The 20,363-nt window shown below is 44.6% G+C and carries 23 protein-coding genes; 14 read left to right on the plus strand and 9 right to left on the minus strand.

Translation table 11 applies throughout. From position 1 onward, the window contains the following. Positions 1–6: 6 nt before the first annotated feature. From G395_RS0124005 to G395_RS30175, 5 genes are read right to left on the minus strand one after another with little or no spacing between them, the layout of a single operon-like run. Positions 7–375, minus strand: coding sequence for a YccF domain-containing protein (locus G395_RS0124005; protein ID WP_026632396.1), 369 nt, complete (start codon positions 373–375; stop codon positions 7–9). A 16-nt stretch (positions 376–391) separates the two neighbouring features. After that, complete coding sequence (locus G395_RS0124010; RefSeq protein ID WP_026632397.1) at positions 392–1,000, minus strand: pseudouridine synthase; 609 nt, start codon at positions 998–1,000, stop codon at positions 392–394. Positions 1,001–1,006: 6 nt separating this feature from the next. Continuing rightward, the gene (locus G395_RS0124015; protein WP_026632398.1) at positions 1,007–1,306 is read right to left on the minus strand and encodes a type II toxin-antitoxin system RelE/ParE family toxin; all 300 of its coding nucleotides are present in this window, start codon (positions 1,304–1,306) and stop codon (positions 1,007–1,009) included. Then, positions 1,291–1,527 (minus strand): hypothetical protein, encoded by a 237-nt coding sequence (locus G395_RS0124020; protein WP_026632399.1) that lies wholly within the window; start codon positions 1,525–1,527, stop codon positions 1,291–1,293. Before G395_RS0124020 ends, G395_RS0124015 begins: the two co-directional genes overlap by 16 nt. 49 nt (positions 1,528–1,576) lie before the next feature. Next, positions 1,577–2,659: a DUF3500 domain-containing protein gene (locus G395_RS30175; protein ID WP_229204276.1), complete on the minus strand. Its 1,083-nt coding sequence runs from the start codon at positions 2,657–2,659 to the stop codon at positions 1,577–1,579. Positions 2,660–2,824: 165 nt separating this feature from the next. On the opposite strand from G395_RS30175, the gene G395_RS0124035 reads away from it, so the two are divergent. From G395_RS0124035 to G395_RS31285, 5 genes are all read left to right on the plus strand, one after another. Beyond that, a complete protein-coding gene (locus tag G395_RS0124035; RefSeq protein ID WP_229204277.1) occupies positions 2,825–4,168 on the plus strand; it encodes a deoxyguanosinetriphosphate triphosphohydrolase in 1,344 nt (447 codons plus the stop codon). Positions 4,169–4,273: 105 nt separating this feature from the next. Continuing rightward, entirely contained in the window at positions 4,274–5,398 is a 1,125-nt protein-coding gene (locus tag G395_RS0124040; protein WP_026632402.1) for an FIST signal transduction protein, read from the plus strand. A 1-nt stretch (position 5,399) separates the two neighbouring features. Continuing rightward, on the plus strand, positions 5,400–6,734 hold the full coding sequence (locus G395_RS0124045) for a sensor histidine kinase (protein WP_026632403.1): 1,335 nt from the start codon (positions 5,400–5,402) through the stop codon (positions 6,732–6,734). A 58-nt stretch (positions 6,735–6,792) separates the two neighbouring features. Continuing rightward, positions 6,793–7,200 (plus strand): response regulator, encoded by a 408-nt coding sequence (locus G395_RS0124050; protein WP_229204278.1) that lies wholly within the window; start codon positions 6,793–6,795, stop codon positions 7,198–7,200. 27 nt (positions 7,201–7,227) lie between these two features. Then, a complete protein-coding gene (locus tag G395_RS31285; protein ID WP_051350343.1) occupies positions 7,228–9,231 on the plus strand; it encodes a response regulator in 2,004 nt (667 codons plus the stop codon). Here G395_RS31285 and G395_RS0124060 read toward each other — a convergent pair. Then, positions 9,224–11,452, minus strand: coding sequence for a xanthine dehydrogenase family protein molybdopterin-binding subunit (locus tag G395_RS0124060; protein WP_229204279.1), 2,229 nt, complete (start codon positions 11,450–11,452; stop codon positions 9,224–9,226). The genes G395_RS31285 and G395_RS0124060 overlap by 8 nt on opposite strands. Continuing rightward, on the minus strand, positions 11,449–11,919 hold the full coding sequence (locus G395_RS0124065; protein ID WP_026632406.1) for a (2Fe-2S)-binding protein: 471 nt from the start codon (positions 11,917–11,919) through the stop codon (positions 11,449–11,451). The genes G395_RS0124060 and G395_RS0124065 overlap by 4 nt, the downstream gene beginning before the upstream one ends. 119 nt (positions 11,920–12,038) lie before the next feature. On the opposite strand from G395_RS0124065, the gene G395_RS30185 reads away from it, so the two are divergent. The 7 genes from G395_RS30185 (at position 12,039) to G395_RS0124100 (ending at position 16,327) form a co-directional block, all read left to right on the plus strand. Beyond that, positions 12,039–12,965: an alpha/beta hydrolase gene (locus G395_RS30185; RefSeq protein WP_229204280.1), complete on the plus strand. Its 927-nt coding sequence runs from the start codon at positions 12,039–12,041 to the stop codon at positions 12,963–12,965. A gap of 68 nt (positions 12,966–13,033) precedes the next feature. Next, a complete protein-coding gene (locus G395_RS0124075) occupies positions 13,034–13,606 on the plus strand; it encodes a type II toxin-antitoxin system antitoxin SocA domain-containing protein (RefSeq protein WP_026632407.1) in 573 nt (190 codons plus the stop codon). Between the two features lie 11 nt (positions 13,607–13,617). Next, a complete protein-coding gene (locus G395_RS0124080) occupies positions 13,618–14,058 on the plus strand; it encodes a hypothetical protein (protein WP_026632408.1) in 441 nt (146 codons plus the stop codon). A 56-nt stretch (positions 14,059–14,114) separates the two neighbouring features. Continuing rightward, on the plus strand, positions 14,115–14,324 hold the full coding sequence (locus G395_RS0124085) for a hypothetical protein (protein ID WP_026632409.1): 210 nt from the start codon (positions 14,115–14,117) through the stop codon (positions 14,322–14,324). A 134-nt stretch (positions 14,325–14,458) separates the two neighbouring features. After that, positions 14,459–14,737: a hypothetical protein gene (locus G395_RS0124090; protein ID WP_026632410.1), complete on the plus strand. Its 279-nt coding sequence runs from the start codon at positions 14,459–14,461 to the stop codon at positions 14,735–14,737. Positions 14,738–14,887: 150 nt separating this feature from the next. Then, positions 14,888–15,589, plus strand: coding sequence for a hypothetical protein (locus G395_RS0124095; RefSeq protein ID WP_026632411.1), 702 nt, complete (start codon positions 14,888–14,890; stop codon positions 15,587–15,589). A gap of 18 nt (positions 15,590–15,607) precedes the next feature. Beyond that, entirely contained in the window at positions 15,608–16,327 is a 720-nt protein-coding gene (locus G395_RS0124100) for a DUF5984 family protein (RefSeq protein WP_026632412.1), read from the plus strand. Between the two features lie 195 nt (positions 16,328–16,522). Here the strand turns inward: G395_RS0124100 and pdeM are convergent, their stop codons facing one another. Further along, positions 16,523–17,164, minus strand: coding sequence for a ligase-associated DNA damage response endonuclease PdeM (gene pdeM / locus G395_RS0124105; RefSeq protein ID WP_026632413.1), 642 nt, complete (start codon positions 17,162–17,164; stop codon positions 16,523–16,525). Continuing rightward, complete coding sequence (locus tag G395_RS0124110) at positions 17,154–19,616, minus strand: ligase-associated DNA damage response DEXH box helicase (RefSeq protein WP_026632414.1); 2,463 nt, start codon at positions 19,614–19,616, stop codon at positions 17,154–17,156. Before G395_RS0124110 ends, pdeM begins: the two co-directional genes overlap by 11 nt. A gap of 134 nt (positions 19,617–19,750) precedes the next feature. On the opposite strand from G395_RS0124110, the gene G395_RS0124115 reads away from it, so the two are divergent. After that, positions 19,751–19,966: a hypothetical protein gene (locus tag G395_RS0124115; protein ID WP_026632415.1), complete on the plus strand. Its 216-nt coding sequence runs from the start codon at positions 19,751–19,753 to the stop codon at positions 19,964–19,966. Further along, entirely contained in the window at positions 19,966–20,361 is a 396-nt protein-coding gene (locus tag G395_RS0124120; RefSeq protein ID WP_026632416.1) for a type II toxin-antitoxin system VapC family toxin, read from the plus strand. Before G395_RS0124115 ends, G395_RS0124120 begins: the two co-directional genes overlap by 1 nt. The last annotated feature ends 2 nt before the right edge of the window (positions 20,362–20,363 follow it).

Raw genomic sequence — 20,363 nt, forward strand, 5'->3', positions numbered from 1 at the left:
TAATGACTAGTAAATTTCTTTGCCAAACGGCGTGAAGGATAAGCTCATCAGCTTGAAATGTTGGCGCGCAAAGGGCAGTCCGATAATGGTTATGGCAAGGATCACACCAAAAATAAGATGCGTAAGCGCGATCCAGATGCCGCCCAGCACAATCCAGAGAATGTTGAAGATCGTGGATAAACAGCCGGTGTTCCCCGGAACCTCTCTAACCTGCTGCCCGAAGGGAAATAGCGTCAGGAAACCTATTTTGAAGCATTGTATACCAAACGGAATGCCGATGATGGTCAGGCAGAGCGCAAGGCCGGCAACCATATATTCCAGAAAGACGATGAATCCGCCAAAGATGAGCCAGATAATGTTGCCTATTAAGTTCATGTCGAGGTTGTTTTCGTTATTTCCAGTTATCGATCTTCAATAACCTAAAAAATTCGCTTTCCTCAATCTCTTTTACACCACCGGCAACAAGGTCTCCCAATTCCAGATCCTCTATGCTGACCCGGATAAGTCGTTTGCAGCGGTGACCAGCGGTCCGCACCATTTTACGGATCTGATGATATTTCCCTTCTGTCAATGTGATTTTGAGCCAGGTGTTGGGCACGCCTTCCCAGCTTTCACTGGCATGTGGCGCTAATATCTCAGGCCTGGGAATGATCTCAACTTCGCACGGTGACGTCACATATTCGACGTCGCCTTTTATCCGTATTCCAATGCCCGTCCTGAGCCTATGTAGCGTTTGCTCACTGACATGATGCCCCACATTCACCCAATAAGTGCGCTTATGCGGAACCTCTCCCTGAAACAGCAGATTGGTTACTCTTTTATTCGTAGTAAGGATCAAAAGCCCCTCAGAATGTCCATCCAGCCGTCCAATCGCATGGATCCCCTCCGGAAATTCAAATGCCAGATCCCCCAGCAACCCCACATCATCCGGACTCACAAACTGTGAAACCATGTTGGGTGGCTTGTTGACAATGTAGTAATGGTGAGGTGAAGAGGTCATTGAATGCTAAAATTCCCAGTCTAAGCTTTCAGGATCCTGATGACTGCTCCAAAGTGTTAAGATATGAATGTGCGTTTCAGTCTCCTCATAAATAATGAAGTAATTACGGATGATTTTTATACGCACATTTTCTTCATCCGTAAGTTTGCCAATTTTGGGATGTTTGGCAATTAATTTGACCGCTTCCTTAAATAAGAAATTAAGCTTCTTGCTGTAACTGTTTGACTTGTTCCTTTCAATCCAATAACCTAAGATTTCCTTTCGATCATTTAGTGCGCGTACAGACCAAATTACTTGTTTAGCCATTCATCAATATCATTATCCGCTTCTTCATTAGTTAAAAAAGCTCCGCTTTTAATTTGCTGCCTTGCTTCGGCAACTGCATTCTTTTGCTGTTTGCTTAGTTTATAAGGCTCATCTATTTCCAACTCCAAACCAAGCAAACGATAAGCCTCGGCAAGGACATCGTTATTCTCAATTTCCTGGATCTTCCCAATTAACCGCTCTTTAAGATCTATTGTGGACATGTCTTTACAATTTTAATCACTCGAAAATACAGATTATTTTACACATCCCCTATTTTCCATGCGCCTTCTCGTAATGCCTTCGCAACATATCCTCGCCAAAATCATTCACCAGATCCCTCACCACCGAATGAATGTGGTTGCCGCCGTTTTGGGTGTTGTCGAATTCGATGAGGAAGGTGGGACCGTGGATGCGGTAATAGTGGCCCTGGCCAGAACCGATGATGTTTTTCTGATCGCCCATCCAGGCGAAATGTATTTTGTCGAGGCCGGTTTGTTCAAGCTCGGCCCATTGCTGGTTTTTCAATGTTACGTGGTAACGCTGCAAATATGACATGATGAGTTTTTTGAATGCTGCTTTCTGTGCAGCGGTCATTTCTCCCATCGGGATGCCTTGCATTTTTTCCAAAGATGCCTTCCTGGAATTGGAAGTGAACATTTCGTTGGGTGCAGGGTTTCCTATAACCGCTTTTTCAAGCTGCTTTTCATTCAATAAGTGTAATAGTTCAAATGCTGAATCTTCTTCATTTTTCAGGATCCGCAGGCCCTTTTGAGGAACATTGGCCATAACGTTACCGGGATTACTGCCCATAAAACTCGGTGTGTAAGCAATTTCACCTTTGATGGATGAGAAGTGCAGCGATAAATGATGACCTTCCACGCGCCAACCCCAGGGATCGCTTCCCGGCTCGCCAAAAACGAGGAACGCAAAGTTTTCGGGATCGCGGTAAGTGTCGTTAGCCGGGCGTGTTTCAACAACCCTGAGCACGTTTTCCAGGTCAATGATCTGCTCGGCTTTGGTATAACCTTCCTGGCTCAATATAAGCCTGATCATATCCATGGCCGACTTCCGCTGCGATGCACTCATGGTCTTGAAAGTAATCCCTTTTCGCTTGCGAGGCGTAAAATTCCAGTCGAAACGGGCAGGATCGTCGTAAGGAAGCTTGGTTTCTGAGAGCTGGTCGGCAGAAAGTGATTTAAGAAATGCGGTGACAACGGTCGCCATTTCTTTGGCCAGTTTCTCGTCTTTTGTATGACCTTCCAAATCGTGGCCAGTTGCAGCCGACAATGTTCCGGAAGTGCTCATGATGAGCGCATTGGCCAGGAAAGTGATTATAATAAAGACCCTTTTCATATATCTTCAATTTAGTTTTTCGAATGGAATCCGTGTTGAAATCAAAAGCGCCCCGACTTGCGAAACTACCAATGCCAATTGCCGGCCCGCTGCAAACGACAATCCTTGTTATTCCTTAATTACCGGAAAGGGATTAGTTTTGCCGACAATTAAAATTCTTGAATAATGAAGTGGGAGAAATTACTTTCGGCGAAACGGTGGGGCAGTGAAGACAAATACAATGCCGATCCGGCTGAGGCAAGATCGGAATTCCAGCGTGATTACGACCGACTGATTTTTTCCTCCCCGTTCCGAAGACTGCAGAATAAAACACAGGTTTTTCCGCTCCCGGGCAGCGTGTTTGTGCATAACCGGCTTACACACAGTCTGGAAGTGGCCAGTGTAGGCAAGTCTTTGGGAAGGATTTTTTATAATAAATTGAAAAAAGACGATCCCAACGTTGATGAGAAACTGCCGCTGATCAGTGAAATAGGGAACATTGTGTCGGCCGCCTGCCTGGCGCACGACCTGGGTAATCCTGCATTCGGGCATTCTGGCGAGGCTGCGATCTCACATTATTTTACCAATGATGCCGGTTTACAATATCGCGACAAGGTCACCGAATCACAATGGGCCGATCTGACGCATTTTGAGGGCAATGCCAACGCATTCCGCATTCTCACGCACCCTTATGCGGGCAAAGGTTACGGCAGTTTTGCACTCACTTACTCTACGCTTGCAGCCATTGCCAAATATCCCTGCGAGTCCATTGCAGGACATAATAAATCCAAGATCTACACCAAGAAATACGGCTTCTTTCAGTCGGAGCAGACTGGTTTTCAAAAGATTGCAGCAGATCTGGAACTGGATATAGTTTCGGAATTACCATTGGTGTACAAGCGCCATCCACTGGTTTACCTGGTTGAAGCTGCGGATGACATTTGCTACAACATTATCGATCTCGAAGACGCCCACAGGCTGAAAATATTGTCGTATAGCGAGGTGGAAACATTGTTGCTACGCCTTTGCAACGATCCTAAAATGCCGGCCAGGCTTTTGGAAATTGATGATGAAGATGCCAAAATCAGCTTGTTAAGGGCCAAATCCATCAGCACATTGATTTTCCAATGTTCCGAATTGTTTTACAATGAACAGGAAGCCATTCTCAGCGGCGACTTCAACTCGGGCCTGATCGACGCAATCCAGGAGCCGTATCGGTCTGTAATGAAGGACATTGCGAAGATTTCAGTCAATAAAATCTACAATTACTCCTCCGTTGTCCAGATCGAAGTGGCTGGTTACAAGGTGATGGGCGGCTTGCTGGAAGAATTTGTTCCTGCTTATCTTAATAATAATTCGCATTATTCACGCAAGCTGGTGGATCTGATTCCCAAGCAATTTATAACTTCAAAAACGGACGAATATGCGAAAATCCAGACCGTTCTGGACTTCGTTTCGGGGATGACAGACTTGTATGCGGTTGAATTATTCAGGAAAATTAAAGGAATTTCTTTCCCCTCACTTTCTTAATGTTCGTTTCAACAGTATAAATCTTTGGTTCAGCGTAAAATTAATTCGCCTGTCAAAAGTTTTCTGTAAATTGTTGATCAAATTCATGAGCCCGATCAATCATTTATGCAAATCAAACAATTGGTGTACACCAATGCCTCCTCGAACGTCACATTTCCCTTTTCACCCCAACTCTTTTTTGTATTCGGAAACCGGGAACTCCTCGAAAAAAGTAATGTAATTGCCCAGCTGGCAGCACTTTATCCCGAAGCTCTTTTTTCCGGATGCTCCACAGCAGGCGAAATCGCAAACGTTTCAGTAAAAGATAATACCATCATCATTACTGCCATCCGATTTGATGATACAATCGTCAAAAGCTCCAAAGTTGCACTGGAAGACATTCATTTCAGCAGCATTGAAGCGGGGAAAAATCTCGTTTCCCAACTTCCAAAAGAGGGACTGAAACACGTTTTTGTAGTCTCAGACGGACTGAAAGTAAACGGCACCGACCTCGTAAAAGGAATGGCCGAAGGGCTGGGTTCCGAAGTGTCGCTTACAGGCGGACTCGCCGGCGACGGATCGCATTTTGCAAGAACTGTGATCATTGAACCCGACGGAAACATTGCCAGCGAAACAGTGGCGGCCATCGGTTTTTATGGCGAAAACCTGACGATCGGCTTTGGTTCACGGGGCGGATGGGACAGCTTCGGGCTGGACAGGCGTGTGACGAGATCCAAAGAGAATATATTGTTTGAAATTGATGGCGAGCCTGCGCTCGATCTGTACAAATCGTTCCTGGGCGATAAGGCTAAAGAACTGCCTGCTTCGGGGTTACTTTTCCCGCTTAGCATGCGTGACAGCGAAGATCGTGCACCGGTCGTGCGGACGATTCTGGGTATTAATGAAGATGAAAAAAGCCTCACTTTTGCAGGCGACATTCCCGAGGGCTCATTTGTTCGTTTGATGAAAGCAAATAACGACAGGCTTATTAATGGCGCCGAAGAAGCCGCACAGGCCGCTTCGGAAGGTCTTAAAAACAGCCCTGAGCTTGCCATTCTGGTAAGTTGTGTGGGCAGGAAGCTGGTGCTGAAACAAATGGTTGAAGAAGAAGTGGAAAGCGTATCCGATGTGCTGGATAGTCCGGTGATCACAGGCTTTTATTCCTACGGGGAGCTTGCGCCGTTCAACCGCAATTCGCTGTGCGAGCTGCACAACCAGACAATGACCGTTACCACTTTCAGAGAATATTAAAATGAACATGCCCGAACTTACGGATGTCAATTATCACCGGTTACTGAAACGTCAGATCCGGAAATCGCTGCCGCCCGAACTTGCCGAACATCCCGATCTTCAGGACTTTTTGTTATCTGTAAATCAAGCATATACTGAATATCAGGACGACCTCGGCCGCGTGGAGCTCATTCTGGAACAAAGCTCCGGCGAACTTTTCAAGGCCAACCGCGAACTGAGCCGCGTTGCCGCAGAAAAAACCCAAGAAGCAGAACTCACCAACAAACGATTGGAAGAAGTGGTGAGCAGCATTACCGAAGTTTTGGTGCAGCTGGATCGGAATGGCAACATTATTTACATGAATAAGGCCTGGGAAACCATCACAGGTTACACGGTAAATGAATGCCTTAACCGCAACTGGATGGATTTCTTCTCCGATTCGCAAGAGGAGATCAGTGGAATGCTGAGCTCCGACGAATCGACGATCAATGCTACCATCAAGGTTTTTACTGCGCAGAAAAAAGAGATCTGGATAGGCGTTTCGCTTACAAAACAATTCCATGATCATGCGCTGACTGGCTACATTGGCACATTTTCGGATGTTACCGAGCGTGTTTCGGCAGAAAAGAAATTAAAATCCTACATGCGTGACCTGGAACGCATCAATGCTGAGCTCGACCAGTTTGCATATGTCGTAAGTCACGATTTGAAAGCGCCTTTGCGCGCCATCAATAACCTTTCTGAGTGGATTGAAGAAGATATCAGCCATTTGCTCGAAGGCGATACGCTGGATCAGTTCAAATTGCTCCGTGGGCGTGTTCACCGCATGGAAAGCCTCATTAATGGTATTTTATCCTATTCAAGAGCGGGACGGATGAAGACGGTGAAAGAGCGGTTTGTGATCAGTTCCCTGTTAGAAGATCTGCATGAAACATTCAATAGCAAAAAGCCTGTCAGTTTCGTTTTCGATGGAAATTTGGCCATGGAGCTGGAAACGGAAAAAATCACATTGACCCAAATCCTTCAAAACCTGATCTCTAACGGCATTAAGTACAATGACAAGCCCGAAATAGAAATCACGGTGGGCTGGACGGAGGAAGACACTCAGTACGAATTTTACGTTCGTGACAATGGCCCGGGCATAAGCCCTGAATTTCACGATCGCATTTTTGTCATTTTCCAAACCTTGCAGGCACGCGACGAGATAGAGAGCACGGGCGTGGGACTAGCCATTGTCAAAAAGATCCTTGATGAAAAAGGTGGTTTGATCCGTATCGAATCTACCATGAAGGAAGGCACCAAATTTATTTTCACCTGGCCGAAAAGCGAAGCCAAAGAAGCAGAAATTTCCCTATAAAAATAACCCTTTCCGTAACTAGAATTCACAAGAAATGTTCCCCTTAACCCCAGTCCCCATGACCATATTGTTGGTTGAAGACGATGAAGTAGATGTAATGAATGTGAAGCGCGCATTTAAGAAGAACAACATTTCCAACCCTCTTATTGTAGCTTCAAATGGCATTGAAGCGCTTGACGTGCTGCGCTCCGGTTCGTCCGACAGCCCAAAGCCGAGAATTGTGCTATTAGACCTTAACATGCCCAGAATGGGTGGAATTGAGTTTTTGAAAGAGATCCGCCAGGATCCTGAACTGAGCTCTTTGTCGGTTTTTGTAATGACAACTTCGAATGAAGACAGCGATAAGATTGAGGCTTTCAATCTGAATGTAGCGGGCTATATTTTAAAACCGCTTTCAATGGACCGCTTCATTTCAGCCGTTTCCACACTCAACAGTTACTGGACACTCTGCGAATATCCCGGGTAATCCAAGCAAACGCATATTCTCCATTCTATGACCCGTTTAAGTATTCTTCTGGTTGAAGATGATGAGATCGACGCAATGAACTTATTGCGGGCGATCAGTAAGTCTCAGGTGGAGATTGGAGAGGTAAAAATCTGCAAATATGCCGAAGATGCGCTGCTAACCCTTGATTCCTGGGTGCCGGGCTGCGTACTCCTCGATTATCAGCTGCCCAAAACGAGTGGACTTGAATTGCTGAAAAAGATCAAAGAAAGGGTGCCGCAGCTGCCCGTTATCGTGCTCACTTCCCAGGGCGACGAGCGGATTGCCGTGGAAATGATGAAAGCGGGTGCAACGGATTATTATCCCAAATCCGAGATCACGGCCGAAAAGCTGACCAAGGCCTTTCACACGCTCGGGCAAATGCTCGAAGTGGAAAAAGACCGGGAAGATGCAAGGCATGAATTAGCTGAGAAAGAGGAATTAATAAATAAGATCGCCCTCCTGTCACCCAACATTATCTATGTGATCGACATTGAGAAATGGACCAATATTTTTCATAATAAACAAATCTGGAAAATACTGGGCTACTCCGAAGATGATATTGCTACCGACTCTAAGAACGGGCTGAAACAGATCATTAATAATCAGGATCAGCTTACTTTCCGGCGGCATTATCATTATATGCGGCATTATGTGAAGGATGAAGATGTGATTGAAAAGGAGTTCAGGCTCAAACACAAGGATGGCTCGGAGGTCTGGATTATCACGCGGGAAGTGCCGTTTAAGCGCAATGAAGCAGGAACGGTGCAAGAAGTTCTCGGGACTGCAATAGACATTACCAGCCGGAAACAGGCGGAACAGGAACTCATACAGGCCAAGCGCGACGCCGAAGAAGCAACGCGCATCAAGTCCGACTTCCTGTCCACGATGAGCCACGAGATCCGCACGCCCATGAACGGGATTATTGGTTTTACGGATATCCTGTTAAACAGCGATTTCCAGGGACAGGACAAGGAATATTTAAAAATGATCAAAAGTTCGGCTGATAACCTGCTCGTTATCCTGAACGACATTCTTGATTTTTCTAAAATTGAAGCTGGAAAATTCGGGCTGGAAAGTTTTCAGTTTGACTTAAAAGAAAAGCTGGATGTGCTGATCCGGACATTTGATGTGCGGGCAAGGGAAAAATCCATTGACCTGCTGTTTGAATGTGCCGATGACGTTCCTCAGATCCTCATGGGCGACGCATATCGTCTGAATCAAATTCTCAATAATCTCGTTGGCAATGCCATTAAGTTTACAGAAAATGGTTTTGTCAAAATTGCCGTTCAGCTGGAAAAAGATCACGGCAGGAATGTGGATCTCAGAATTGACGTATCTGACTCAGGCATAGGCATTTCCGAAGACAAGTTAAACGACATTTTTGAAAGTTTTTCTCAGGCACACCACAACAATGCCAGCCGATATTTCGGTGGAACGGGGCTAGGTTTAAGCATTACGCGCAAAATTACAGAACTGATGAACGGCACCATTTCTGCCAAAAGCAAGCTTGGCGAAGGTGCGACTTTCAGTGTTGTGCTTAATTTTGGAAAAGGCAACCTTTCGTTAGAAGAAGAAAAAGCCAGCGCTCCCGAAAACCTCTCACTGAAAGGTTTCAGGATTTTGGCAGCGGACGATGTTCCTGCTAACCAGATGCTGCTCAAACATTTACTCAGAAGATGGGAAGCAGATTTTACGATCTGCGGCAACGGCAGGGAAGTGCTCACCAGCCTCGATGATGACGAGGATTATGACCTGATTCTAATGGACATTCAAATGCCGGTTATGGATGGCATTACTGCAATGAAAATTATTCGGAGCCAATATCCGAAATATGTTCATGTGCCTGTAATCGCCTTTACAGCAGATACTTTCGCTGAAAACGCCCCGGAACTTGCATCATGCCATTTTAACGATTTTGTGACCAAGCCATTCAAAGCGGACGAGCTCATCCGCGTTATCACAAGGCATCTTGCATTCAGCAATGCTGCCCGTGCAATCCCTGTCAGCTGATTTTACTCCAATCAATTTTCTCAGAAGTAAGCGGAAGTTCCCGCAAACGGCTTCCCGTCGCATCAAAAATAGCATTCGCAATCGCAGCTGACACGGGCCCTTGTGCCGCTTCTCCCGCACCAAGCGGTTCGAGTTCCGGCCGGTCAATCACAAACACTTCCGTATCCGGCACATCTTCAAAACGAAAAATCGGATAGGTTTCCCACGAACTGCTTTCTACACCATTTGCACCATACTGAACTTGCTCCAACATGGTCCAGCTCGCAGCCTGGATCATTCCACCGGAAGTCTGATTGATAATTCCATCCGGGTTAATGGCTTGCCCTGCATCAATTACACCAATCAATTTCACCAGACGGTAGGTTTTTGCCGCCCTATCCAGCTTGATTTCGGCCTTTACAGCAAAATAGGACGCATTATTTTTATATTGAGCAAAAGCAAAACCCTTTCCTAATCCGGGCTCTTTTTTCAAATCCCAACCTGCTTTTTTCACCAAAGTCGTAATCACTTCTTTGGCCCTATCATCATTTAGATGATCCAAACGGAATTGAACGGGATCTTTCCCCGCTTTTGCAGCCAGCTCATCCATGAAAGATTCCAATGCGAAAATGTTGCCATAAGCACCCAAACTTCGCAATGCAGAAGTCCGTAAAGGACCTTTATAACTGTGAACAGAGGCATTTTTGAATTCAAAATTATACAACGGAAGCGAATTCCGATGCGTGCCTCCTGCAAATCCACCGCCTTCAAAAGCAAATGGCTTTTCCAAATGCTGTCCTGCAATCAAATGCCCCGCTTTTCCGCCAGGCCGTGAACTATGCGTATCCGACCATATATCTGTTTCCCAAGCGGTTACTTTGCCATCAGCAGTCAATGCAGCCTTAATTTTTAGAACCATAGCAGATCCATAAGGCTCCCATTTGTGCTCGTCTTCCCGCATCCATTGCACACGGACCGGCTTTCCAGGCATTTGCAAGGCCAGTAATGCAGCATCACCTCCCACATCATCGGCACCATTATGTCCATAGCAACCCGCTCCCGGCATGCCTATGACCCTGATTTTTTCCAGAGGCAGACCCACCAAATCGCTGATTGTACTTCGCAAGGGATACACGCCCTGCGTATGCGACCAGATCGTCAGCTGATCATTCTTCCAGAGACCAATCGCGCAAGACGGACCAATGGAGCCATGCATCTGGTAAGGCCGTTTGTATTCTGCTTCAAACGTCAATGCATTCTCAGAGGGTTTTTTATTCGGATTTTTATCCCCTTCAACGATCTTGCCCGCAGCGCCATTTTCGACCATATCGCCATATAGTTGATCCTGCAAGGGCGATATGGCCTTACTCTCCCACCTGGCCAGTTGCTTCATCTTTTCCAGCGCCTTAATGCTCTCGTATTCCTGCGCAGCGATCACAGCAGCGAAACTTCCGTTAACCACGACCTTCAAAACGCCAGGGGATTTTTGGATTTGTTCCGCTGGAAGCGAAACCAACTTGGCATTATAAACCGGTGGCCTCATCACCCGCGCATGCAACATATCCGGGAATCGCAGATCCTGGATGAAATGCGTTTTCGCCACCGCTATCTCTTGAATGTCAGTCCTTTTGATCGGCTTACCGACAAGCTTGTAATCAGCAGGCTTTTTCAGATCAGCCTTTCCAGTGACTTCTGTTTCCAGGCGTTTTCCTTTTACAAGATCTTTATAGGCAATTGTTTTCTGATTTTTGCCTGATTTAACAATTCCATTATGGACCGAAAGTTCCTCCACATTTGAGCCTAATTCCTTTGCAGCCAATGTTAAAAGATACTTCCTGGCTTCCGCAGCAGCGTTTCGGATAGCGTTTCCGCTTCCTTCAATGGAACCGCTTCCGGCCGTATAGCGCTCGTCCTGCGTTTGTCCGGTGTCCGCGATGATAATCCGGACCTGCTTCATCTCAATGTCCAGCTCCTCGGCTGCCATTTGCATCAAAGCCGTCCTTATGCCCTGCCCAAGCTCCATTTTACCCGTCAACACCGTCAGAATGCCCGTATCATCAAATCCGATCCAGGAATCAATTGCCTCGCGATCTGCGATCAATGTTTGTTCCGGCGAATAACATTCATCCGGCTGCATAGTAAATCCAAGTCCGGGCATGAGCGTAAAACCCATCAGCAGATAACCCGAACTCCGAAGAAAACCACGTCTGCCAGACTTTATATCATTCAATTCGTCCATCATTTATTCAATTTAGCAGCCGCCTTTTTTACAGCATTAATAATGCGCGTGTGCGTTCCGCAGCGGCACAAATTCCGTTGCAAAGCCTGCCGTATTTGCTGGTCAGTTGGATTTTTGTTTTCTGTTAAAAGTGCCTTAGCCGAAATGATCATTCCGCTAATGCAATAGCCACATTGCGCTGCCTGCTCTTCAATAAATGCCTCCTGAATGGGATCCAGCACACTGTTTTTGGCCAAACCTTCCAGAGTTGTAACCTCATAAACCGCCGCCGCAGAGCCGGGAATCACACATGAAGGTTGTGCTTTGCCATTCAGCAACACCATACAGCTGCCGCAACGCTCTATGCCACAGCCATATTTCGGGCCATTCAGTTGCAGGTTATTTCGTAAAAGATAAAGCAGCGGCATTTCCGGGTCCGCCGTAACGCGGTGGGTTTTGCCGTTTACTTCAATGTTAATCACCTCAGCCATATTGTACTCTATTTTTTCCACCAGAATAATAAAACTAAGCCGCCGCCATGATTTAACTACTTGCTTTTAAATCTTTTAAGATGCTTCTCACGTATGTGTTATCATATTCAGAAAGATTTATGAAAGCGCAGGCACGGATCACACTAATACTTTTAATGATTTTATTGGGCGCATTTATGCTCACATTATCAGGTTGTTCTTTCAAAAGGATAACGAAGTCGAAGAATATTGTATACCAAAAAGCAGATAAAACTTCCGCAGAACAGCAACTCAATGTGTTTGCGCCAAAGAAGCATTCCGGGCCCGGTGATGTCCTGATCTTTGTTCATGGCGGCAACTGGAATTCCGGCAAGAAGTCGCAATACAACATTATTGGGGGACATTGGGCCAAAAAAGGCGTAGTAACCGTGATTGTAGATTACCCGTTAAGCCCCTCGGCTGGCTATGATGCCATGGCTGTTTCGGTTGCCAAATCTGTTGATTGGGTGAAGAAAAATATCAGTCAGTATGGTGGAAACCCTGAGAGAATCTTCCTGTCCGGACATTCCGCAGGCGGCCATCTGGCGGCACTTATCGCTACGGATGACCATTATTTCAAAAACCTCGGCCTGGAAAATCCGCTTGCAGGCGTGATCCTTATCGACGCTGCCGGGCTGGATATGCATGGTTATCTGCTGGAAGAAAAGTTCGAAAAAGGCAACACCTATCTCAACACATTTTCCAATAACCCTGACACCTGGAAAAAAGCCACACCGCTTTATCACCTGCACCGCAACATGCCTCCCATGCTCATTTACCGGGGCGGAAAAACCTATCCTTCCATTCTGGAAAGCAACGAAAAATTCATCAAAGCCCTACAAGCCTACTCCCCCGAAACGCCTTACCACATTCAAAAGGGCAAGAAACATGTTCCTATGATCACTCAATTTTTCAATCCCTGGAATACGAGATATGGAGAAATTTTGGAGTTCATGAAGATGGCGGATGGTAAGAGAAAATTACCGGAGGATAAGCGGGAGGCTACCCTTGGTAAGTCAGAGCGTTAGTATGCCTTGCAAATCATTAATTACAAGACTAATGGGTTATATTTGTGCTGCACATTCACGCACATATCATGAAAGGTTATAACTACAAGAAAGCTGCCCAACTAATCAATTATTTTGCTGCCTACAACCAGGGTGCTATCAATAAAATGAAAGCATTGAAGTTGATCTGGCTGGTTAACAGGCTGCATCTCAGGAAATATGCGCGAACTGTTACCGGTGACACGCATTATGCAATGGAATGGGGCGCTGTGCCGTCCAATACCAAGAACTTAGTGGAAAGCAAAGTTGCCCCGGAGTCCTCAGACAAGCAATATTTTGATCAATATTTGATTTTAGACGGGCAGATCATCACTTCTATTCAGGAAATGAATGCCAAAGTATTTTCAGAAACCGATCTGGAAGTGGCAGATGAAATACTAAAAAACTATAACGGACTAGACCAATTTGAGCTGGCTAGTTATTCGCATTATTTCCCTGAGTGGAAAAGATTTCAGGAAAAAATAGAAAAATCAGGATCCAGCTACAAAATGGACATTAATGATTTTTTCGAAAACTACATTGACGACAAAGGCTTATTCAACGATAAAAAGGAAGATCTGGAAATAGCAAAGGAGCTATTTTTCGACACTGCCAACGCTTAGTCTGCCGCAACATGAAGGCAGAAGAATTAATGCACGCACTCGTTGCAGGAAACATCCTATATATCTCCGACCCGCATATCGCCAACGGCATTCCGCATTATCACATTTTCATCAAGAAAATAGATGGCGGCTATCTGACGACCGTTTGCTGCACCTCCCAGTTTGAAAAGAATCTCAAACATATCATGCGCGTCAGGGACAGTCTAGAAACATTGGTCTGCATCGACCATGAAACCGCTAATAATCGATTGCATGATTTCACTTACGTCAATTGCAACAATTACTTTTCCTACACAGAAACTGAATTATTAACATTAAACGCAAAGCGAGACATCCCATCTTGCGGGGCTATTACAGAATTTGAATTTCAAAAAATCATCAACGGTCTTCTTATAAGTAGGCGAATTGATGAGGAGTTCAAGGATGAGGTTAGGGAGCTTTTGAAAAATTAAAATCTCTTTTTCATTAATTTGTTGAAATTTCCCCAAATAGTTTTTATGTTTGCTTAATGAAGAAATTCTCAACTATTAAAGAGGCGTTCGACTGGTGGATTAAGAATATTTATCCTAATCTTTCTCCCGATGAGAAGAAAGGAAAATTGACAAATGCATGGCGGGATTACACGCATAAGGGAAGCATGTCGGAGTCCAGAATGAAAGAAATTCTGATCGAATATGGCCACTTTGAAATTGAGACTATTATTACATACAAGCCGTAACCGGCTTTTTATTTGCACGCATTCTGGGGAAATATCCCCAAACCAAATACAACAAAAAAACCCGGAGCATTGCCACAGAACAATGGCATCCGGGTTCGGTTCAATCAAGTTCACAATCAAACTTCATCAAAAATATGTACACACTACAAAATTCGACTAACAAAGAAATGAACGGAGGGAATGAAAAATTTATCGGTAACGAAGTTGCGTTAATGCAGCAATTCGAGATCGTAAAAGAGTTTTTTCAAACAGATAAAGGAAGCGAAGTGATTGGGTCGCTGCACGCAATGATAGAAAGCTTTTTATTTACAGAGAACCTAAGCCAAGTAACACCAGAAATGCGGGAACATATTGTGAATCAGCTCCGTGTGGCGACGTTGGTTGCTAAATTGGAGAATAGTTATAATGGTTGAGAGCAGTGTGATTTGATGTTTGAATGCTTCTTTGCCGGTGTAAGGTAATGGGATCTCGATTCTAACGTTTAAGTTAAAATTTCATAACTCAACATTAACACAATAACACTCAACGATAAGAAGAAGGGCAAAATATTAACCTCATCGTATATGAGAAGCGTCATTAAATACGGGCTCCTGTTTGACAAATCGTTCGCAGAAAAAATTGAAGGTGCTGGTAGATTAGATGTCATGCGATTGGAGGATGTGGCACAAACATCCCTTAGCAGTCAACACATTGAGTTCCTGTTAACAATGGGCATAAAATGCAATGACTTGATAGCATCCCCAGATATCCGTACCAATGTATATGATATCATCGATTTTTATCACGAGAATATACGAACTGGCGAGGAAGAAATTCCATATAATCATTTGTTATTTGGAGTGGGAGGAGGTTCTATTGACCATATCCTGATAAATCGAGCCACAAATGGAATCTTTGTTATAAAAAATGCTATAAGTGCAGGAAGGCAGTGGTCAGCCTCGCTTGAAAAGCTACTTTTTAGGAACGTTTTTGCCAGATATAGACATTTAGAAACAAAACGATCGATGGTCTTTGTTAACTCTAACTTTACCTCGCACGATCTTGGTAAGTGCGATGCGACGTTAGAAAAATTCGGACTGGGTAAACTATGGTTTTCGGATACAGTTAGCCTCAGTGCAGAATCTAATAACAGGGCATTACAAATAGTGAAATTTGAGGGGTCAGGATGGTGGGTGCGTGTAAGCGCTGAAAATGAACTAGTCATTAGTGAAATTATTGAATCCATTTGTAATGTATTCGACATTCAACTTCGCAATGTAAAATGAACCTCTATTAATTTCATAATGCAACATACTCTCCAACAGGATCTGCCATTTGTCGAGTTTACATTAAAACATCCAGACCGAACTGAACCCCTCGGCATTGAGCCGCATCAAACCGCGAGCTGGTTCAGCCTAACCGACAGCCATTATTGCCTGAACTTAGGGACCAAAAAATTATATCAATATTCTAAAGAGAGTAATGAGATTGAGCATACCAATAATTCACGTTTTGTGGACTATTACTTAGTCCGATTTATTGAAGATTTCACCGAAATATTTCCACGCATCGCTACGGATGTTTCTGAAAACTACTATTCAGCCCTAAATAGTTACTCCAACCTGTTTGAATATTGCAATGAGCAAAAAATCAGATATGGAAATGATCTTACCTGGGTTTCATGCCGCACTTTAACTAACAACCATTTAGAATTTGGCCCATTGATAGGTTTTTTTAAGTGCAAAGACGAGGTTAAAATAATTTGGAAAGCTGATCAGATGATAAATAACGCATCTGTCTGGAGTGCAGGGCGCGGTATCTTTTCAATGGGTTATAATGAATTCGTTTCCGAAGTAGAGTACTTTGGAAAGAGATTTTTCGAAGCTATGGAGTTACAAATTGATCTCGCCCTTCAAAAGAAATGGCTTCCTATACATCTCAATGAGATAACTTTGATGAATGAACAATTAGTCAGAAAAGCAGATTTCTATAGAAGCTTGATTCTCCTAAAAGATAAATTGTGACACAGTTTTTCCCATTTCTTTCGAGGCATAGTCTATTCCGATTGAAGTGGGGCACTAATTAGAGGAACTACCTCTTGGAAATTTTAGCAGCTAAATAGTGTTCTTCACAAGTTAAAAATAACAAGGACCGGAAAAATATGGAATCTGATTCCAAATTTTTCCGGTTTTCCTTTTAATAACTTAATTACAACCGGATTAACAAACGGAAAAAACCTTGGTCTCGGTAGTAATATAAATCTTCCTATCCTTGGCCAGGTCCATTTGAAAACCGCCTGTAAAAACGCCGAAGCTGGGGACGATGGCTTGATGGTTATCGATTACGAAACAGGGAAGGCGGACGCTTTGACGGCCTTTTCCGTAGGTTGTGAAAACGGGGTGGACGTGGCCAGCGAAAATGAATTTTTCCGAAACTGCATCGACTTTTGGGTGATGGGTGAAAATAAAATTACCTTCTTCATAATCGTTTAAATGCACTTCCAGGTTGCATTCCAGGAACATACTTACCGGCAAAATGTCGTGGTTACCGATAACGATCAGCATTTGAATGTAATGATGTGCCGTGCGCCAGTTCTTAAAAAGCTCCCATTCAGCATTGTATTGGGCATGAAACAGGTCTCCCAGGAAAATGATGCGGGTGGCACCGGTGTTTTGAGCCAGCTCGTTCAATCTTTCGAAATTGTTTTCAATCGCATTGGGCGGCACCGCAATTCCTTCTTTTCTGAAATGGGTGATCTTGCCTAAATGAAGGTCTCCGATTAGTAATGTCTGCGTTTCTTGCCAAAAAATGGCTCTTTGTGTGAGTAAAATGAAATGGTTTTCTTTGATTTCAATCTGCATTACTATACTGTTTGATCATTTTCTGGATCCGGTCATCCAGCTTTTCCGATGTAAGTTGTTCTCGTAGCCGGTCTACCATAATAGGGAACGAAAAAGGCGTTGGTTTGCGGGTTTGTTTTACAATTATTTTCTGAGTTGCGATCCGGTCAAGCGCCTCCCGCATTCGCACTTCCTCCAACTGGTAAGTCAAAACTTCCTGGTAAGCCTGCTTGATCAGCAAATTGTTGTCTTCATATTTGGTCATTACCGTAAATAGCAGCGAACTGGAAGCCTGTAACTGTCGTGTTTTAACATTTTTGCCCGGATAACCCTGAAACATTAATCCTGAAATTGCGGCAATTTCCCTGAATTTCCGTTTGGCCATTTCGGTTGCATTCACACTTTGATAAATGTCATCGACTAAATGTTTTGTAGAAAAAAGATCGACTTCCTTCATTACCTGCGCAAAATCAACATATTGGTCACTCAATAATTCAAAACCATAATCATTCATGGCCACTGAGAATGTAATCGGTTTGAGTTGACTAAGGCGATAGGCCAGTATAATGGACATCCCTTCGTGCACCAAACGGCCTTCAAATGGAAATATGAAAATATGATGACCTTCCCGGGTTTCACATTGCTCTATAAGCAGTTCGTCGGTCTTCGGAATCATAGACCGGTTTGCCTGCAATTCCAATAATGGCTGCATTTTGGCCAGTTCGAGCTCCTTATGCGGATTATCAAGCGCATCTGCCAATCGCTCGCGGATGAATGTGGACAACTGTGATGACAGCGGCATTCGTCCGCCAGCCCAGCGCACCAGAAAGCCTTTTTTTCCCTCTGCTTTTTTGACACTAACCGTCATTTCATGAATTCGTAAAAATTCGACGGTCATGCCGGCGAAAGTAAAAACATCGCCCGGTTTCATCCATGTAACAAACGACTCCTCAACCGTTCCCAGATATTTCCCGCTTTGCAGCTTTACCTTAATGCCTGTTTCAGAGACGATCGTGCCCATACTTAGTCTGTGACGCAATGCAACGCGCCGGCTTGTCACCTTATACAGGCCATCGACACGCTCTACTTTTTTGTATTCATCATATACATGAAGCGAAGAGCTTCCAGTGGTAATGTATCCCAAAAGCCACTCCCACTCCTGCCTGTTCAGATATTGGTAACCATAAGCGTCACAAACTTCATCAAACAATTGAGCCTCATCAAAACCTTCGCCCACTGCCAAAGTCATCATCCACTGCGCCAACACATCGAATGCATGAGCCACCGGCGGACGGTCTTCCAGCATATTTTTTGCAACGCCTTCCCGAAGCGAAACAGCCTCAATCAGCTCCAAAGCATTGGTAGGACAGAAATAAACTTTACTATCCACGCCCGGCCTGTGACCACTCCTGCCCGCACGCTGAATAAACCGTGCAATGCTCTTCGGACTCCCAACCTGAATGACCGTGTCAACGGGCCGGAAATCGACTCCTAAATCGAGGCTGGCTGTGCATATAACCAGTTTGAGCCGCTCGTCGTGCAGCGCTTCCTCCACCCAATCCCTGATTTCCCTATCCAGCGACGCGTGGTGCAGCGCCATAATGCCAGCAAATTCAGGGTATTTATCAATAATGGTGCGATACCAGATTTCCGTTCCGGAACGCGTGTTTGTAAAAAGTAGCGTCGTATTACTTTCATTGACAATTTTTACCACCTGGTCAACAAGGCTCGTCCCCATATATCCCGACCACGGCAACGTCTGCACGCGTTCAGGGATAATGCTTTCGACCAGGATTTTTTTATCTGTATTTGCCTTGATCACGGTGGACTTGGCAACCGGGAACTTCATGCCGAGCAGCACATGTTTCGCCTCGTCGAGGTTGCCGATGGTTGCCGAAATGCCCCAGGTTTGAAGGTCTGGCCTGATGCTTCTGAGCCTCGTCAACGCCAGTTCCGTTTGTGTCCCCCGCTTGCTGCCCATGAGCTCATGCCACTCGTCAACGACAATGGTGTGCAGGTTTTTAAATATTTCTGTGCTGTTTTTTTGTGCAAAAAGAATGTGCAGACTTTCCGGCGTAATGATCAGCGCATCAGGCATTTGCTTTTTCTGATCACTTTTTTCCTTGGCATTGGTGTCGCCGGTGCGAATGCCTACGCGCCAGGTCAGGTTCATTTCCAGCGCAGCACTTTCCATGTTCCGAAATAAGTCCTTGGACAATGCGCGCAAAGGCGTGATCCACAGGACTTGCAGGCCTCGTTTTGGTTTGAGTTCCTTATTGGCCTTTTCATTAATATGTCGGATCAATATCGGAAGCCAGAGCGAATAGGTCTTTCCACTCCCCGTTGGCGCATTCACCAAGCCGCTTTTCCCTTCCAGATAAGCCTCAGCCGCCTCCTTCTGAAACGCCGCCCACTTCCACTTCTTGGCCTTAAACCAATGTTCAACGATTGTATGTCCGGGGGATTTGGTCAAAGGGATGTTTGTAAAGTGTATTTCAATTTTAATTAAAAACTTATTCCATCAAATAACGCTTGTAACATAGAAGCTAAATTATATGTATTTCTTGTCTAATTGATATATTTGTTATAATCCAAAAACACGAGGATATGTTAACTACGATCGAAGGAATCTACGAAAATGGGCAGGTTACATTAAAGGAAGCTCCTCCTTTGAAAAATAAAGCAAAAGTGCTTATCACATTTATGGAAGACGCTGAAAGCCCATTTTCAGAAACCAAGCGCCCGCTAGGCACAATGAAAGGCACTGTCAAGATGTCTGATGACTTCAATGATCCTATCAATGACCTAGCCGATTACATGTAATGACTTATCTTTTAGACACACACGTCGTGCTTTGGTTACTCGATGAAGAAAATCGGCTGTCCGACAAAGCTCGTTCTATCATTTCCGATTCCAACTCTATTTGCTTTGTAAGCATTGTATCGTTTTTTGAAATGGCGATCAAAAAGAAGATAGGGAAGCTGGAACTCTCTAAGGCAATCTCGGAATATATTCAAGAGCTCAAAAGAATAGGGATTTCATCATTACCAATCTCGCATGATGCACTTGACAGTTATGAGAAGATTCCTTTCATCTCAGGACATGGCGACCCTTTTGATCGCTTTATTTTAGCAACTGCGTTATCCCAGACCTTGGCGCTTATATCAGCTGATGATAAGTTTCAGCAATACAACGAGATTTTACCGGTCATTTGGTAGCC

Source organism: Dyadobacter alkalitolerans DSM 23607 (assembly GCF_000428845.1).
GTDB lineage: Bacteria > Bacteroidota > Bacteroidia > Cytophagales > Spirosomataceae > Dyadobacter > Dyadobacter alkalitolerans.

What these genes read in the sequence shown, in the direction of transcription:
- G395_RS0124005 (WP_026632396.1), bottom strand. Translation starts at nt 375, where the DNA reads ATGAACTTAATAGGCAACATTATCTGGCTCATCTTTGGCGGATTCATC.
- G395_RS0124010 (WP_026632397.1), bottom strand. Translation starts at nt 1,000, where the DNA reads ATGACCTCTTCACCTCACCATTACTACATTGTCAACAAGCCACCCAAC.
- G395_RS0124015 (WP_026632398.1), bottom strand. Translation starts at nt 1,306, where the DNA reads ATGGCTAAACAAGTAATTTGGTCTGTACGCGCACTAAATGATCGAAAG.
- G395_RS0124020 (WP_026632399.1), bottom strand. Translation starts at nt 1,527, where the DNA reads ATGTCCACAATAGATCTTAAAGAGCGGTTAATTGGGAAGATCCAGGAA.
- G395_RS30175 (WP_229204276.1), bottom strand. Translation starts at nt 2,659, where the DNA reads ATGAAAAGGGTCTTTATTATAATCACTTTCCTGGCCAATGCGCTCATC.
- G395_RS0124035 (WP_229204277.1), top strand. Translation starts at nt 2,825, where the DNA reads ATGAAGTGGGAGAAATTACTTTCGGCGAAACGGTGGGGCAGTGAAGAC.
- G395_RS0124040 (WP_026632402.1), top strand. Translation starts at nt 4,274, where the DNA reads ATGCAAATCAAACAATTGGTGTACACCAATGCCTCCTCGAACGTCACA.
- G395_RS0124045 (WP_026632403.1), top strand. Translation starts at nt 5,400, where the DNA reads ATGAACATGCCCGAACTTACGGATGTCAATTATCACCGGTTACTGAAA.
- G395_RS0124050 (WP_229204278.1), top strand. Translation starts at nt 6,793, where the DNA reads ATGACCATATTGTTGGTTGAAGACGATGAAGTAGATGTAATGAATGTG.
- G395_RS31285 (WP_051350343.1), top strand. Translation starts at nt 7,228, where the DNA reads ATGACCCGTTTAAGTATTCTTCTGGTTGAAGATGATGAGATCGACGCA.
- G395_RS0124060 (WP_229204279.1), bottom strand. Translation starts at nt 11,452, where the DNA reads ATGATGGACGAATTGAATGATATAAAGTCTGGCAGACGTGGTTTTCTT.
- G395_RS0124065 (WP_026632406.1), bottom strand. Translation starts at nt 11,919, where the DNA reads ATGGCTGAGGTGATTAACATTGAAGTAAACGGCAAAACCCACCGCGTT.
- G395_RS30185 (WP_229204280.1), top strand. Translation starts at nt 12,039, where the DNA reads ATGAAAGCGCAGGCACGGATCACACTAATACTTTTAATGATTTTATTG.
- G395_RS0124075 (WP_026632407.1), top strand. Translation starts at nt 13,034, where the DNA reads ATGAAAGGTTATAACTACAAGAAAGCTGCCCAACTAATCAATTATTTT.
- G395_RS0124080 (WP_026632408.1), top strand. Translation starts at nt 13,618, where the DNA reads ATGAAGGCAGAAGAATTAATGCACGCACTCGTTGCAGGAAACATCCTA.
- G395_RS0124085 (WP_026632409.1), top strand. Translation starts at nt 14,115, where the DNA reads ATGAAGAAATTCTCAACTATTAAAGAGGCGTTCGACTGGTGGATTAAG.
- G395_RS0124090 (WP_026632410.1), top strand. Translation starts at nt 14,459, where the DNA reads ATGTACACACTACAAAATTCGACTAACAAAGAAATGAACGGAGGGAAT.
- G395_RS0124095 (WP_026632411.1), top strand. Translation starts at nt 14,888, where the DNA reads ATGAGAAGCGTCATTAAATACGGGCTCCTGTTTGACAAATCGTTCGCA.
- G395_RS0124100 (WP_026632412.1), top strand. Translation starts at nt 15,608, where the DNA reads ATGCAACATACTCTCCAACAGGATCTGCCATTTGTCGAGTTTACATTA.
- pdeM (WP_026632413.1), bottom strand. Translation starts at nt 17,164, where the DNA reads ATGCAGATTGAAATCAAAGAAAACCATTTCATTTTACTCACACAAAGA.
- G395_RS0124115 (WP_026632415.1), top strand. Translation starts at nt 19,751, where the DNA reads ATGTTAACTACGATCGAAGGAATCTACGAAAATGGGCAGGTTACATTA.
- G395_RS0124120 (WP_026632416.1), top strand. Translation starts at nt 19,966, where the DNA reads ATGACTTATCTTTTAGACACACACGTCGTGCTTTGGTTACTCGATGAA.